Raw genomic sequence first — 14,817 nt, 5'->3', positions numbered from 1 at the left:
TTATATGCTGCGCAGGCGCTCCAGCGCCAGGCGCAAGGTCTCGTCTTTCTTGGCAAAGCAGAAGCGCACGATGCCCGACTCCTTGCCCTGCACGTAAAACGCGGAGACGGGAATGGCCGCCACCTTGATTTCCGTCGTCAGCCATTCGGCGAACTGCGCTTCGGTCTCTTGCGAAATGGCATCGTAGCGCACGCACTGGAAATACGTGCCGTCGGCCGGCAGCAGGGTAAAGCGGCTGCCCGCCAGGCCGTCGCGGAACAGGTCGCGCTTGCGCTGGTAAAACGCGGGCAAGTCCAGGTAGGGCTGCGGGTCTGCCATGTAGCCGGCGATGCCGTGCTGCATCGGCGTGTTGACGGTAAACACGTTGTACTGGTGCACCTTGCGAAATTCCGCCGTCAGGGCTGCTGGCGCCGCCACGAAGCCGACTTTCCAGCCCGTCTTTGCGCAACGGTGAGTAGTTGACCCATGGACGTATGCTAGAAGCCGCATGGATGCAGGCTTTCAGATGTTTGATCAATGTCCATGGAAAGTTCCCGATTTGGCGCTCTTGAAGGGGGATATGTCCATACCGCCAAGTGCATTTAAATATATCATAATATAATTGGCGATGACGAACTAAGAGATTGACTATGAGCATAGTGCCGAGAACGCCCACCTTACAAACCAAATTGCCTGCAGTGGGAACAACTATTTTTACAGTGATGTCTGAACTGGCAGCCAGGCATGGCGCTGTCAATCTTGGGCAGGGCTACCCTGATTTTGATTGTGATAAAAAACTCATCAATGCAGTAACGTCCGCTATGGAGGCCGGGCACAACCAGTACCCGCCAATGCCGGGTATTCGGCCGTTACGCCAAGCTATCGCATTAAAAATTCGGGAGCTTTATGGCCGCGATTATTCAGCCGAAACGGAGATTACCGTTACGGCTGGCGCAACTCAGGCAATTATTACAGCTATCCTGGCGATAGTGCATTCGGGCGACGAGGTAATCGTGTTCGAACCTTGCTATGACAGTTATGTGCCTAACATTGAGCTTGCTGGGGGCGTGGCGGTGCGGGTTTCACTAATGTTTGGGACCTTTCGACCTGATTTTGGCAAACTTGCGGCGGCTATTACACCCAGAACCCGCGCCATCATTGTCAATTCGCCGCATAACCCAAGTGGCACTGTGTGGACGCGAGAAGAGATGCTGCAGCTGCAGGAAATTCTGGCACCCACTGACATTTTTGTTATCAGTGACGAGGTCTACGAGCACATGGTCTACGACGGCGTGCAACATCAGAGCGTCGCACGTTTTCCTGGCCTGGCTGCTAGGTCTTTTCTCATTTCAAGTTTTGGAAAAACGTGTCATGTCACAGGGTGGAAAGTTGGCTATGTAGCCGCCCCTGTATCTCTGATGGCAGAGTTCCGCAAAGTGCATCAGTTTAATGTATTTACAGTTAATACACCGATGCAACATGGGCTTGCTTCGTACATGGCTGAACCAAAAACATACCTAGACCTGCCTGCTTTTTATGAGCACAAGCGTGAACTTTTTTGCACAGGATTACAAAGTACGAAATTTAGATTGCTGCCTTGCGAAGGCACCTATTTTCAATGTGTAGATTTTTCGGATCTGAGTGTGCCTGAGCGCCATCTGGGCGAGGCCGACTTTTGCAAATGGTTAGCTGCAGAGATGGGTGTTGCTGCGATACCGGTGAGTGCGTTCTACGGCCAAGAATTTTCTCAGAATTTGATTCGCTTTTGCTTTGCAAAGAAAGACGATACGCTGACTACTGCGTTGGAAAGATTGACAAAATTGTAGTGTTAGCATGTCTCGATGACATAATTAATTATGAATAGCAGTTTTACAGCGTATTGGAAGTGCTGATGATGCGGATAACCGGCGGCATCGAACAGATGGGCGCAGGACTCGTCGATGGCGGCGTGCAGCCAGAGCTGGTCCACGCTCAGTACAACTCCGCCGCGTTTGCGCCCGCGCCCGCCGATGATGACGGTATCGATATTGCTGTGCTCAGCCGCGTGTACCATGGTACCGATAGCGTTGTTGACAGGGTACAGGTTGAGGCCGCCGGTACGTATCAACCAGGTCAACTTGCTTGCCTGGCGCGAGGCTACCGATGCGCGGCTCCAGTCCCGCGACTGCGGCGCCGTCGATCGTGGCGGCCTCCAACAACCGGAAGGCATTGGTTGGCGTCGCCGCATGGTGATGACCATGGAGGCGTTGGCTATACACCATCACCCGTTGTATGTAGAGCGCCACGCGCATTTCCGTGAACATGTCTCCGCTGTAGGAGGGCTCATTGTCGACACTGAGGCCAGGGCGTATGCCTTGGTGGAGCGCCGCCTACCAGGCATACATACCCACCTCTGCCAGTGATACCTCGGCGACTGAGATAGCAGGTCTGCTCGTGGAGCATGATTGACCGAGGCCAGTATTAATCCCATACATGGGTACGCTCAACCATCCAACACTTTGGCCAAAAGAATAACCCCGTTTTGATCTCTGTGGCAGACTACTTATCCGTAAAGCCTACGAGTAAGTTGTGATGTTTTTTCGGGGTGATACCTAAACTATAACTCCCAATGCATATCCAATGAATTCTTCCTGTTCGGTCCGTTGAGCATCCCAACGCCGGACGCCATCAGGCCGATCACGATGATCGCATGTCGTCAGGAACAGTCGGCGCTTTGCTCTGGAAACCGCGACGAAGTACGCCGACCTTTCAGCTTCAACGCTTCCCCAGAATGTTTGATTTTCGACGCCCAACACAATAACGGTGTCGAATTCCAAGCCCTTACTCTTGTGAATTGACATAATCCGTACAGCTTGGTCGCCCGCAAACGAAGCCAGCGCTGATACAGGGTTACTACCATCTTCCAACAGGTTATGAACTCGATCTACAATCTCCTCAATCAATTGAGCTAATCGCTGGCCATGACCGTACTCGTGGGACATCGCGACGACGGCATCACGTCCAATCGTATCCAGAAGCTCCCGCACAATTGCGGCAACATCAGCACGTTCAGTAAGATCGACAGCCCCTATAGAGACGCTCAGGCGAATATTTGCTACAAAACGATTCCATCGCGCTCGAGCCTGATATTCGCGTTCTTCATCAAAACCCTGGCCGAAAACGACCACGTCAAGCAACCTACGGTACGGTCTAGGTTGCCGCTGCCCAGAAACAATAAGCAAAAAATCGACAACGAGCTGAGCGACTGGCTCGGCGGCGAGATTTTGACTTGCGTCCTCCTCACGGAAAGGTATGCCTTGATTGTTCAAAGCAGCGCAAAGTTTAACGCAGTAGGCACTTTGCTGCTTACTCACCAAGACAGCAATCTCGGAAGGATCGAGTCCATCATTATCGATCCATTGCCGTACTGTGTCCGCAATGTGAGCTGCCTCCGCGTCGTCAATATCGAAGCGCCAGACATCTATCTCACCCTCATCGCCTGGGATATCATTATCATCAATGGCCGCTGGTAAATCCATGACCCTTACCATGGCGTTCTGCATTCGCCGCAATCTCGGCTGCGAGCGGAAGTTTTGATATAGGTTGAGCGGAAGCGCGCCGAAGTCCGCTGCGTACGTCCTGAAAATCCCCTCCAATGCGCCAGCCCATCCCATGATCCGTTGCTTTGTGTCGCCGACTGCCGTGAGTAAGACTCCAGTATTAAAAAAGCAAGCTTTTATCAATCGGTACTGTGTATCTGTGCAATCCTGAAACTCGTCGAGAAATACGTGGCTGTATGTCTGCCGAATTGCATTTCGCGCAATCAGATTCGATTCAATAATTTGAACCGCGAGAGGGACCATATCATCAAATGTAATCACCTTTCTTCGCAACCGGTTGTGTCCAACCGTGAAATCAGCATCTAGTGCATTAGCTCCAGTTAGCGCGGTTCTGTAGCGGGTAATAATCCGCATCGCAAATGCGTGAAATGTGTGACTGTCTAATCGAGATGCAAGATCATCACCACAGCGCTTTTTTACCCTTGCCTTCAAGTTTTTGCTCGCGTCTACTTTGAAAGAAATAGCCAAAATCCTTTTAGGGTAGCGACAAGTCCCAGTCCGCAATAGAAAATCAGCTCGCTGAGCAAGCATCTCAGTTTTCCCCGCACCAGGTCCAGCAGTTAGAGCTAGATTCCTAACCGTCTCACGCGCCGCAGCAAGCGCATTCGGCTCCAGTGACAGACCGTCGGATGGCGACCATCGATCCACGCTGATCATTCCGGGAGATCCTCCAGAACCGCCTCAATGTGATCAAGCAAGCGGCTGAGCACATCTGGTAGTGCATCAAGCAAAGCTTGATCATCTAGATTAGCCATCGCGCGAATATGCCAAGTCGGCTTACTGCCTATTTTGAACTTACTATGGTAGGCGTCGAAGTATGTAAGCTCCTCATCGCTATACTGTCCTTCCACCGTATCATGGCTCTTGCCAAGGACAGCCTTGAGTGCCGCCTCGTCTGGCGCCTCAAGGTCCTCGGCAGCAACCACATAGGCTACCGGGTAAGCTCGCATCATCATAAAGTCGAGATCTAATGGAGTGGAAAAGAAGACGCCGAGTTGTTCTAGCCGTCCAATCCACCCGTCATCATCCAACAGGATGCCTTGCCCACCATCCCAAGCGGGAATTGCATTGATCTGATCTTGACTTAATCCAGTGTCTTCGACATCAGCGTACAACATCAGCTGCTTCGCCGCGTACTTTATTCGCCCCCAACCTCCCTGATGGCGAGCAACGTCAAGATCTAGTATTGTTACGTGAGGAATTCCAAGGTCATTTAAGAGTCGCCAAAAATGATTGACATGGCGACCGCCCAGAGGAACTACAGACACCGAAGCATCGTCCGCCAGAATACCTCGGGCAGCCAATATCCTTGGAAGCACGATTTCCTCGCTGTCGCCTTCCCCAAGCACTACAAAGCGCGAAAAGTAAAGTTCCGGGAATGCTTGAATTCCCTCACGTACAAATTTATACGCGTCTGCGTTTGCAGGCAGGGTGATGGGACGGACAACGGAGGTTCGATCCTGGCTGAGGCGGAGATATCGAATCGATTCCGGTTCAACGCGCCGTAACAACGACGGCGAATGTGTCGCTACTAGCGCCTGCGCATCTGCCCCCCCCGCGAATGTTGAAATTGCCCTTATCACTCGCCCCAAGTAATGTGGTGACAGACTGTTTTCAGGTTCTTCGATCGCAATTAGCGTGAACACCGCAGGTCTCAATTTGTCAATATCAAAAGCTGTATTCAGCTCCCCGCGGAGTACCTTACTACCAATGTCATGCATCGCGAGCACCAACGAAATATAGAGCAAGGACTGTTGTCCATCGCTGAGTCTCGCAAAATCAACGAGCGCTTCAGCGTGGCCTGGGCTAAATCCAACACTTAAATGTTTAAGAAGACTATCTACCTCACCTCGGGCGAAAGATACCGCTGGGTCCCTGTAGTACGCTCCTTTATGCATAGCGCCCCAGATTGCAGCCAGTGACTGGGATATTCCTTCGACAGCCGAGTTCTCAGCTAACGTATCTTCGATCTGGCCGGTCAGCTCCCTTATCTGTTCACGCTCCTCACTCCAATCAGCCGACCGCAGTGCACGCCCCAAAAGCGCATTGGCAGAGTAAGAAATGTGATCAGCAGGATCACGGCGTGCGGGAACGTAATGGACCTGGATTGCGTTTCGGTCCTGCTTAGAGACTCGACTTTCCTCCACGGGAACGCCAGCTATGTCCTCGCTAATGACGCAGGTAAATGCTTCTTCAATATCTCCATCTTGATCGACAGTAGCTTTCAGTCTGAAACGCATCCGGGCTGGACCTTCTTCACTGGCCAACTGCATATGTGCGAAATTACCTGGCACTGCCGGATGATTATCTGAATCATCATCATCCTCTTCAAGCTCTGGAAACTCAAAGTCCGCCTCTAGCCAAAGCTCCCTGTCATCAGGCCTATCTTCAGGCCTTTCGTCGGCAGGCACATGAAAGTCAGTTAGCTTGATTTTCCTCTGACTTGGATCAAGGCTGAACATTCTTGCTAGCGCTTGCAACACGGCTGTCTTGCCTGTCCCATTTGGGCCAAGAAGGAACGTCATGTCAGCCAAATCGATGGGTGTAGGTAGCGCTCCAAAAGAGCGAAAATTGAATAAGACTATCCGAACAAGCTTCACAGCGATTCTCCGAGTTGGTTATTTACTCCTTAGCGAAGCCATAGGAGGTGCTACGTCGATCACGACGCAACTTCATGCGTTGCCACGAGGATAACAGTTTGCTCATTTGCAAAATACACACAATCTCACGCTGTGAAAATTCAAGGGTTTTAGAGGATAGCCTGCGATTGCTTTCGCCCCAACGCGGACAATTAAATACGCTGGGAAATCAAACATTTTGAGTTGATTTGATTCTTGCTAAAGTCCGCAAGAGAATTGGCCATTCGGTCTAAAGACGGGTACCATCTCGACACCGGAACAGTAAACGTCGATGGGATCACAAAGGCGGCAGCAAAGGCGTGATCACTCGACCGCCATAGGCGGCGCACCGAGCTTGGCCCGCAGTTCCTGTTCAATCGCTACTCGTTCCGCTTTAAGATCGACGTATTTCGTTACGTGGATGCCGAATTCTTGTGCCGCTTTCAAGGCTTGCCAGGTACGGAAATCATGGAAAGGGTTAAGCCCCATCACGTTTCCAAGGTCTTGATTCGAAGAACCAGCAGCGTCCACAATTTTTAAAAGGTCCGCACTGGCCAAGTCTTGATTCCAATCGCGTACATACATCAGAAGGGCCGCCAGCGCAAGAACGCTCGAAACAGTGATGCCCTTGTTTGAGGTCGTAGACTTTAGGGGTTTATAATTTTTGGCGATGAATACCGCCAGTTGGCAGGTCTTGCCATACTCATCTTCGAGAGGTGACGGATCAAAAACCGACCGGCCCTGCGAGCGGCGCGCAAGGGTTCCCATGCGATTGTACTCGTGAAAGAAAGGATTTGGCTTCTTGTGAAAGGCATCCGAAAATGCCCAGTATTCGGGATGCTTCAGAAGTTGCTCTCTAGCCACCGCAGCCCGCCACTTGAATTTGGGATTCGCAACTATCTCGGGCGTGAGCTCGACTCCTTCAACAGGTTTTGCGTAAAATTTCTCGCGATGCAGCGAATTCATCCACTTGGGAAAGCGCGGATCGAGGGTGACAACAAACATCGACTGGATCTTCTTGTTAAAGAACCACTCTCTCATGTCGCGAATCGACTTTTGGCTGAATAGCCCCAATTCGATACCGGTACCAACGAGCTCGCGCACAGCCTTCGTGATTGCCGAATTCGAATCCGAAAAAGCAACCAAATTTTCGGGCACGGTGTTGGCCGTTTCCGCACTGCCGAAATCACAATGATCTCGATGCTTGGGGTTGATGAAGCGGAAGCAGGCCTGGCGCACTGGCGTCTTGCTGGCCTTTGAATGTGCCGCCTTGACTAGCTCAGCTCCTGTAATAAAGCAACATGGGCATTGGAGGTCCTGCCGCATAAATGCGCGCCATGTCTCTGGAACACCCTCGGAAGCCGATACGTCTTCCCCGAAAAGAGTTGAGAGGCGCTTCAGCACCTGCTCAACATCTTCTTCTTTCTGTGCCGATATTGAATACGCAGTTAATGGCATGACGTCTCCTATAGCAAGAAAAATGCTAGCTCTACATAAAAAGTCGCGAATGACCGCTTCTGGCTACGGATTCAATCGGTGGTCTCTTCCACTTTTGCTTGTGTCCAACTTTATTCTTCGTTCATAGCTGTATACGGATTTTGATTCGAGGGCTGTGCTACCAAATTTTCCGAGGTTAGGTGTGTGGTAGACCATGCTGCGGCGATCTGGCCGAGATTACACCATATCTTCGAAATAGCTACACCGTTCTTTTGTGATGCTTGCTCGACCGCCATTATGACGATTTGGAGCGGAGCCTCTTCAGGTAAGTGGATAATCGGCGAGATCACCGTGGGCGTTCCGTCTCCAGTTGTCAAGACCTCTAGGAGTTCTTCTGCCGTAATTGCGAGGCGATAACTGACACTGCACGTTTGCGCTGCCATCCAAAGCCATCGACGTGTTGTCAATGGACATAACGTTGGTAAGTCAAGGCCAAGCACATGCAGCGGATCGGTAGGTGGCCGGGCAGCCTCTGCTAGCTGCTGTACCTGCCTCAGTGATAGCCCTAGACTTGTGCAGCGCTTACGCGCACCTTGACTGCCCCCGCCATGCTGTACGTGGCCATCGGTATCATCGGCGCGACCGTCGTGTCGCACAATCTGTATCTGTATCTGTATCTGTATCTGTATCTGTATTCGGCCACTGTGCAAACGCGGCGCGTGGCCGACAACCGGGTTGCGAAGAAGGAGGCCATGACATTCGCCACCATTGACGTGGTGTTTGCCCTGGTCCTGGCCCTGTTCATCAACGCCGCCATCCTGATCACGGCAGCAGCGGTATTCCGTGCGAATAATCTGCATGATGTTGCCAAACGGCAGGACGCGTACAAGTTGATCGGTCCCAGCACTGGTACGGCGCTGGCCAGCATCCTGTTCGGCGCGGCACAATGCGCCTCGATCAATGGGCAAGGGCTGGACAATTGTCGATGCCCTCCGGTGCGCGCCAAGTACCGGCCGTGCGACTGCATCTGTGGCGTCTTGGAGCGTTGGGATACTATTAGTCGTTGTCGGGAGTACAGTAGGGCGGCTACCCACCATCTTTGTGCGGTCACCTCCATAAACGATCTTGGAATTTTGGCTATTGACGCTATAATGTTAAAAATACTTAACATAAAAAAGCAAAGCCATGAACCTTGCCCAGATCGGCGGCGAAATCAGTAGCAAGCGTGTCCAAGCGGGCCTGCTGCAGGAGCACGTGGCCAAGTTCGCCGGGCTTTCCCGCGTGACGATCAATCAGTTGGAGAATGGAACGCTGAAGGACCTTGGCTACACGAAACTTAAGGCAGTAATGGATGTGCTGGGCCTCGACATGGAAACCGTGCAGCCGTCAGGTCTGAAAAGCGCTTTGGCGGTGGCGGCGCGCAGTATCAGCACCAGCTATCGGGACGTCATCACGCCCGAGATGTTGTCGATGATGCTGCGTTCGGGCGTAGCGCCGGAGCAGTTCCAGCCGCACCTGATGGTCTTGCTCGATGAGATGCCGCTGCCGGTTGTCGTCAAAGCGGTTGCCGAGGCGGCCACGCCTGAGGTGCCGGCGAAGAAAATCATGAAGCACCTCAGCATATGGGCCAAGCAATGGAAAGCATGCAGAAAAGTTTGGTGATGGTGGGTGCGGCGGGGATTCCCCGGCTTTGGGAGTCGTTGTTTTCCCACGCGCTAACGGTTATCGGTGAGATAGCCAAGTACGGACGCGACGATCCCTTCTGGACCTTTGGCGGCGGAACTGTACTTATGCTGCGCTACGGTCACCGTTTCAGCAAGGACATTGACATCTTCGTTCCCGATCCTCAGTCTCTCGGTTTTGTCACGCCTCGACTGAGTGACGTCGCTGAGTCGATCACCACGGAGTACGTGGAGGCGGCCGGCTATGTCAAGCTGTACCTGCCGGAAGGTGAGATCGATTTCGTTGCTGCGCCTAACCTCACCACGCCAGGATTTGAGGTCGAGACGATCTTGGGGCATGAGGTACGGGTAGAGACGTCGGTTGAAATCATTGCGAAAAAAATGTGGCACCGTGGAGATCGCATTACGGGGCGCGACATTTTCGATTTCGCCCTGATCGCCGAGCGCGAACCTGAAGTGCTTATGCCGGCGCGTGAATTCATGACCAGGCACGCTGCAGCTGTGTTCCAACAACTTGAAGAGCGGTACGTCCAGCTGAAACAACAATTTGACGCGGTCGATGCCCTCAATTTTCATCCGACCTTCGACGATGCCTGCGACGTACTGAAGAGTGCGCTCATCGCGATGCTCGAATCGCCGGATATTAGATCCCATAATGCCCCACCAACGACGGCGATTCTCCGCCCCTGAAACAGCCGTGCCGGAATCCTAATGCGCTATCCAAAGTCACAAAAAGGCAATCCACACAAGCTAACAATCGACCAGCATATATTTCCCAAGGCTTGCATAGCCCGTTTTATTGGTGAGAATGGAACGGTGCAGGTTCGCCGAAAAAACGGCGAACAAGACCTGTGGCTGGTTCCCGGAAGTTCGTATTTTTGCGCTCGTCGCCTCTGGGATCAAAAGGCAGAAGCCTTTTTCATGAAGGCGATCGAGGACCGTTATCAGGAGGTAGCAAGGAGCATCGTCACCGGCGCCGTTAACACACTCGATGCAGTGATGACTGCGGCAGTCTCGGACCTGTAAGGGACGGAGCCTTTGCGCTACTAGCTTGCTGATTCATTAGAAAATTTCGATTTCTTCTGGGGTAAGCCAACCAGCGTCAATAACTTTCTGCCTAGCTACTTCTGGCTGGGCCGAATAGACTACGATGGCGAGACTCTTCTCGGCGCGACTGCATGTGACATAGAGTAGTCGTCGAGTACGAGCCAGCGCGTCGTCCTTGCCTTCACGCTGATTCTTCTGGTCGCTATCTGATGGCGGCTTTACACCTAGAAGTTTCTCGTAACTGAAGAGAAAACCACCAGCTTCTTCATCGTTGAGAATCACCATAACTCGTGGAAATTCGAGGCCCTTGACACCCTGATGGGTATCAAATGGGGAAAGGCCCTGAGTATAACCAGAGTACGCGGCCATCTCCGAAAAAGGTCGTCCCAGTAGGATCTGATAGGCGTGTATCTCCAGGGCATCACGATCAGGGGTGTCAGGTGGATCATCGCTCGTCACGCCAAGTGCTTGGGCGACTGAAAGCCTCTCGGGTAATTCAAGCAGTGCAGTATCTATCAAGATCTGCACAACATCCGTAATCAGCGGATCATTATTTTCAAAAAGGCTACAAAGTGCGTCGGTTGCTGCGCCGACTCTCTCCAGCAAAGCGAGTTGATCTGGCACTTCCTTCATGTGCTTCGGGTCTAAAAGAGGAGATCGCAAGCGGACTGCTTCCATCAATTGAAAATCATTGATTTTGCTGGCAGCCAGAATGGGCATAATGTTCTCGAAGAAAAGCCTCAGCACCGGCAGCGTCCCATCCAGCAGCCCCGTACGCAGGTGTTCAGCGGCATAGAGAGGAGTAAAGATCCCTTCAAATCCCATGCGCCGGCTAGCCATCTTATGTTCAAGAATTAAGGTTTTACGGCCTTCGGCGCCTGCCGCCCACTGTCCATCCTCAGTTATTTCTAACATGCGGTGCGCGATTTTGGCCTCTAACCTAAAGTCTTGGCCAGCTACTTGTTGGCTGCAAAACATGCGTACCGTTCCTTGGATGGTATCAGGTTTCGGAATTTGCTGATGATCATCGGCGCCTCTTCGAATGGCGTTGATCAGCTCGACGACTCGCCTCGGGCAGCGTCGGTTCATGGTCTTCTCGGGGATAGCCCAGTCTATGGGAATTGCCTCTTCGAGACGTTCTTTCCCATCGTTGTAGATGCGCTGCATGGTGTCACCAAGCAGTCCAAGGCAAAAACGATTGGGTGTCGACGCTTGCGCCATTAAAAAGGCATCCAAGAGGGCGCCGTTGGTGTCCTGGCTCTCGTCGATTAGGATCACTGGGTGAAGATCTACCATGACATCCAGTAAAGGACTCCGCTGAATAAATGCCGCAGCCATCTGTATGACCTCGCTATGGTTCAGCGCCTGACGACCTCGGTTATCCCCTGTCGGGCTATAAGTGAAGCTGGTGATTTCGTCCAATGCAGCGATGCGACGTGTTTTGCTATCGCGGGAAGCCCGGTTTGCGCGAGCTGTTTTGTTCTCTGAGCGAGCCTTGCCGAGCTTGTCGTCTAGGCCGACAATGTCTGCTGCCAGCTTGATACGTAACCATTCGCGAATATCGTCGTTAAAGCCTTGAATCATCCGCCACGAGAAGGCGTGAATAGTCGATACGATTACCAAAGGATCGTGCTGAAGCCGGCGTGCAATCTCTTCGCATGCGGCATTGGTGTAGGTGATTATCGCAATCTGACGCCCCTCAAAGGTAAGCCTTTTCCGCTCTCGAGTTTTGAGATCGCTTACCGCTTTGACCAGCGAATGTGTTTTTCCTGAACCCGCGCCAGCGTAGAGGAAGAAGCTCTTTGGGCGATTCAGACTCAAGCATTCCTGGATGATCTGATCGGCATCAGGCCCGTCTTCAACGGGGGAACCAAGCACAGAGCTCATGGTGTGACCTCGACGATCGCCGATGGAATCACCAAGAACTCCTTGCTCTTCATCTTCAGCTTGGACTGCAGCCATTCCAGCCCTTCATGGATGTACGCTGGTACATTCAACTGCGCAAACTGAGGGTCGCCCAAAATCTGCAAGGCGAACTCAGCCTTGTCGCCATCTCTCAATTTATTGAACAGTGCTGTCCCTAGATCAACTGATGTTTCAGCAGTTTCTAAGGCTTTGCCAAACGCTCGCATCAGGCCACGTCCGGACTTTCCTGCGAAATGATCGACATTGCTCAATACTAGGCTGTCTTCAAAGGTGTTGGGGAGCATCTCGACCTCCGCGCCCGTCTTGGGAAGCCGGATGGTAATGGGGGTTTGATACGCGATTCTTATCGCAAACAAAAAGTCGATCTGTTGCGTTTTTCTCGCAACTGGAAGATCTAGCAATGCATCTACATCGTGTCCTAGTTTATTGACCTTCATCCAGTGGCGTAGTGTGGGATTGTTTGTTGTTTGGCGTGCGGCCCTCTCGACAGGCATGGCCACCTTGAGGATTCCAGCGTCTAGATCTGTGATGACCAAGGTGACAATGCCGAGTGCGTTAATTAACGGTAGAAGTCGATGAGCGTGGCTACCGCCGATGTCGAGGATTGTGATGTAGCATTGATCTAAAAAACGGAAATGCTTGCGTAAAAAATGGGGTAGCATCATACGCTCAGCGGAGCCTTCGACCAGAATCACCGCGTCTGCGAAGAAGAGGTCTGCGTGTTGCGCTCGCAGGTAGCGCGTGACGAATTCTTTGGTCTGGGTAGCGTGGCCAAACACGGTACTGAGGTTTGATACTGTAGACACCGGTATCGGAACCCCGTCCATGCCAGACGGAAGCCGACGAAAATAGCGCAAGTTCTCATAGTCGACTTCGTGTGCGACATGGCTTGAATGTGAACTTACTACCAGTTGGGTTTTGAGATTAGGAAAATCCTTTAGTACCGCAACGTTGCAGAGTACGTGATACGCGTGCTTTACAAATGCCTGTTGCACCTGCACGTGAAGATGAGCCTCAGGCTCTTCGATCAGTACCAAGTGGATGGGCTCTATGCCTGCGGCGCTTTGCTCGTCAGCGGATCGGCCTTTCTTAAGCCAACTATCCCTGAATGCCATTAATTGGAAGATCATGGAGATCAGGTTTTGATAACCGAGTCCATTCGACGTTTCTGGAAGGCGAAGCGGCGGCGCGCCTGGTGCACCTGCGATTGAGTCGAGCTCAAACAAAACGGCGGCTTCGTGATTCATCCCATCCGTGGGCGCGAGGCGGGTTGCTACTCGGATGGCAGGATCGGAATTGTTGGGATAGCCCAGTCCTTCCACTTCTTTGAGCGCGGGTGCAAAGCTGGTTTTCAAGCGAGTATCGAACGCGGTTTGAGCCGCTTCAATGGCCCGGAGGGCCTCCAAATCTGAAACCTCAGGGCTGTCGCCTGGGTCAAGGTGGCGGCTGTAGTAGGTTCGTAACTGTTCGGAAAGCCTTTTGCCCGAGCCGGATTTCCCCTCATCCTGGCTCTCGTCCGCGCTGTCGCCAAATCCTCGCTGAGCATTGATCTCATGAACTTGGATGAGGTTCAGAAGTGGATTGCGCTCAAGAGGATCGGCAGTCGCTGCTAGCGACTGTCTGTTTGCTGTGCGAGTGATCGGATTCGGGGCCTTGAGCTGGTTCGGGTCCAGCCGATACCAGCGAACTTTGAAGGTCTTTCCAAGACGGCGGTTTAAATAGTCATGAAGACTTTGGGGCCAGAGTGGCAGAGTTTGAGGCATTTCGTCTTTGGGCGCCTGTTTTTGGATTTCTTCCTGCAACAGTAGGACCCGTGCCCGCTCCTTACGGTAGTCCGCGAAGAGCTTCGGCATATCGTCTGGCTCAAGGCGGAAACGCATCCCGACATGGCCACCTCGCCACGCGAAGTTAGGGATCAAATCTCGAATATGATGCAGTTCCCCCGTGGAGGCTTTTATCCAAATATCCAGAGTGGGTAGCCATTCAGCCCAGTCGTTGGCCACAGGTATTGCAAATTCAGCATCAGCCGCTTCCCAAGCGTGCCCTATCGCATCAATAATAGCGAGGTGGGATAGCGTCAAGTCTTGAAGTCGGAAAGCGGAAGCTTTGGAAACCAAGAATTTTCGAAGCGCCAACATAGCTGATGATTTGCCGCTGTTGTTTGCACCTACGAGGAGGGTGGTCTCGGGCGCTAGGTCGATTCGGACTGACAAAAGCTTACGAAAATTCGCAATTTCCAAGTGTTGAATATGCATAAACTCTTCCTTTATGTCTGGCCAGCTGCAAGTGCTGTGCAGATGAGTATTGGCCTCTAACCGCGATCAGCACCGTGCCTAAGCCACTCCGGCTTAGGCGCGGTGGGGGAATCCAAAGCCGGGCGCAGTAGTGGCAGAGCCCGATGCCAGAAACTGGCTGACGCAAAAAATCTCGGGGCGATAGCCGCGACCAGTTCTAAAAATCGCGAAGCGCTCTCACTCTCCGGCGCCCCCAAGAGGAGCTAGGCCTATCAATGGGAAGAGGCTTCTGAAG

General features: G+C 52.4%; 12 protein-coding genes and 1 pseudogene. 5 read left to right on the top strand and 8 right to left on the bottom strand.

Features of this window, described 5'->3' with window-relative positions:
• A pseudogene (locus tag O3300_RS05580) lies at nt 1–441 on the bottom strand (aminotransferase class I/II-fold pyridoxal phosphate-dependent enzyme); the annotation flags it as partial.
• A 188-nt stretch (nt 442–629) separates the two neighbouring features.
• Here O3300_RS05580 and O3300_RS05575 point away from each other — a divergent pair.
• Nucleotides 630–1,805 (top strand): pyridoxal phosphate-dependent aminotransferase, encoded by a 1,176-nt coding sequence (locus O3300_RS05575; protein WP_305052337.1) that lies wholly within the window; start codon nt 630–632, stop codon nt 1,803–1,805.
• A gap of 2 nt (nt 1,806–1,807) precedes the next feature.
• Here O3300_RS05575 and O3300_RS05570 read toward each other — a convergent pair whose 3' ends face one another.
• The 5 genes from O3300_RS05570 to O3300_RS05555 all read right to left on the bottom strand — a co-directional run bounded on the left by O3300_RS05570 (nt 1,808) and on the right by O3300_RS05555 (nt 7,654).
• Nucleotides 1,808–2,095: a hypothetical protein gene (locus O3300_RS05570; RefSeq protein ID WP_305052336.1), complete on the bottom strand. Its 288-nt coding sequence runs from the start codon at nt 2,093–2,095 to the stop codon at nt 1,808–1,810.
• Nucleotides 2,016–2,330, bottom strand: a complete 315-nt coding sequence (locus O3300_RS28410; protein WP_369812284.1) for an amidohydrolase family protein — start codon at nt 2,328–2,330, stop codon at nt 2,016–2,018. The genes O3300_RS05570 and O3300_RS28410 overlap by 80 nt, the downstream gene beginning before the upstream one ends.
• 240 nt (nt 2,331–2,570) lie before the next feature.
• Entirely contained in the window at nt 2,571–4,235 is a 1,665-nt protein-coding gene (locus O3300_RS05565; protein WP_305052335.1) for an ATP-dependent helicase, read from the bottom strand.
• A complete protein-coding gene (locus tag O3300_RS05560; RefSeq protein ID WP_305052334.1) occupies nt 4,232–6,178 on the bottom strand; it encodes an ATP-dependent endonuclease in 1,947 nt (648 codons plus the stop codon). The genes O3300_RS05565 and O3300_RS05560 overlap by 4 nt, the downstream gene beginning before the upstream one ends.
• A 342-nt stretch (nt 6,179–6,520) precedes the next feature.
• Entirely contained in the window at nt 6,521–7,654 is a 1,134-nt protein-coding gene (locus tag O3300_RS05555; protein WP_305052333.1) for a hypothetical protein, read from the bottom strand.
• 572 nt (nt 7,655–8,226) lie between these two features.
• Here O3300_RS05555 and O3300_RS05550 point away from each other — a divergent pair.
• From O3300_RS05550 to O3300_RS05535, 4 genes are read left to right on the top strand one after another with little or no spacing between them, the layout of a single operon-like run.
• Nucleotides 8,227–8,853, top strand: coding sequence for a divalent metal cation transporter (locus O3300_RS05550; RefSeq protein WP_305052332.1), 627 nt, complete (start codon nt 8,227–8,229; stop codon nt 8,851–8,853).
• Nucleotides 8,819–9,295, top strand: a complete 477-nt coding sequence (locus O3300_RS05545) for a helix-turn-helix transcriptional regulator (RefSeq protein ID WP_305052331.1) — start codon at nt 8,819–8,821, stop codon at nt 9,293–9,295. Before O3300_RS05550 ends, O3300_RS05545 begins: the two co-directional genes overlap by 35 nt.
• Nucleotides 9,277–10,005 (top strand): nucleotidyl transferase AbiEii/AbiGii toxin family protein, encoded by a 729-nt coding sequence (locus tag O3300_RS05540; RefSeq protein WP_305052330.1) that lies wholly within the window; start codon nt 9,277–9,279, stop codon nt 10,003–10,005. The genes O3300_RS05545 and O3300_RS05540 overlap by 19 nt, the downstream gene beginning before the upstream one ends.
• Before the next feature lie 21 nt (nt 10,006–10,026).
• The gene (locus O3300_RS05535) at nt 10,027–10,341 is read left to right on the top strand and encodes a hypothetical protein (RefSeq protein ID WP_305052329.1); all 315 of its coding nucleotides are present in this window, start codon (nt 10,027–10,029) and stop codon (nt 10,339–10,341) included.
• A gap of 36 nt (nt 10,342–10,377) precedes the next feature.
• Here O3300_RS05535 and O3300_RS05530 read toward each other — a convergent pair whose 3' ends face one another.
• Nucleotides 10,378–12,324, bottom strand: a complete 1,947-nt coding sequence (locus O3300_RS05530; protein ID WP_305052328.1) for a UvrD-helicase domain-containing protein — start codon at nt 12,322–12,324, stop codon at nt 10,378–10,380.
• Nucleotides 12,246–14,543 carry an AAA family ATPase gene (locus tag O3300_RS05525; RefSeq protein ID WP_305052327.1) on the bottom strand — a complete coding sequence of 766 codons (2,298 nt, stop codon included), beginning with the start codon at nt 14,541–14,543 and terminating at the stop codon, nt 12,246–12,248. Before O3300_RS05525 ends, O3300_RS05530 begins: the two co-directional genes overlap by 79 nt.
• Nucleotides 14,544–14,817 lie beyond the last annotated feature (274 nt).

The sequence above is a fragment of the Janthinobacterium sp. SUN206 genome (genome assembly GCF_030587305.1).
GTDB classification, from domain to species: domain Bacteria; phylum Pseudomonadota; class Gammaproteobacteria; order Burkholderiales; family Burkholderiaceae_D; genus Janthinobacterium; species Janthinobacterium kumbetense.
Note: the sequence above shows the minus strand (reverse complement) of the source record. Positions and strands in the feature narration are given on the sequence as shown.

Coding starts and splice junctions, on each gene's coding strand:
- O3300_RS05525 (WP_305052327.1), bottom strand. CDS start 14,543: ATGCATATTCAACACTTGGAAATTGCGAATTTTCGTAAGCTTTTGTCA.
- O3300_RS05530 (WP_305052328.1), bottom strand. CDS start 12,324: ATGGCTGCAGTCCAAGCTGAAGATGAAGAGCAAGGAGTTCTTGGTGAT.
- O3300_RS05555 (WP_305052333.1), bottom strand. CDS start 7,654: ATGCCATTAACTGCGTATTCAATATCGGCACAGAAAGAAGAAGATGTT.
- O3300_RS05565 (WP_305052335.1), bottom strand. CDS start 4,235: ATGATCAGCGTGGATCGATGGTCGCCATCCGACGGTCTGTCACTGGAG.
- O3300_RS05535 (WP_305052329.1), top strand. CDS start 10,027: ATGCGCTATCCAAAGTCACAAAAAGGCAATCCACACAAGCTAACAATC.
- O3300_RS05540 (WP_305052330.1), top strand. CDS start 9,277: ATGCAGAAAAGTTTGGTGATGGTGGGTGCGGCGGGGATTCCCCGGCTT.
- O3300_RS05575 (WP_305052337.1), top strand. CDS start 630: ATGAGCATAGTGCCGAGAACGCCCACCTTACAAACCAAATTGCCTGCA.
- O3300_RS05545 (WP_305052331.1), top strand. CDS start 8,819: ATGAACCTTGCCCAGATCGGCGGCGAAATCAGTAGCAAGCGTGTCCAA.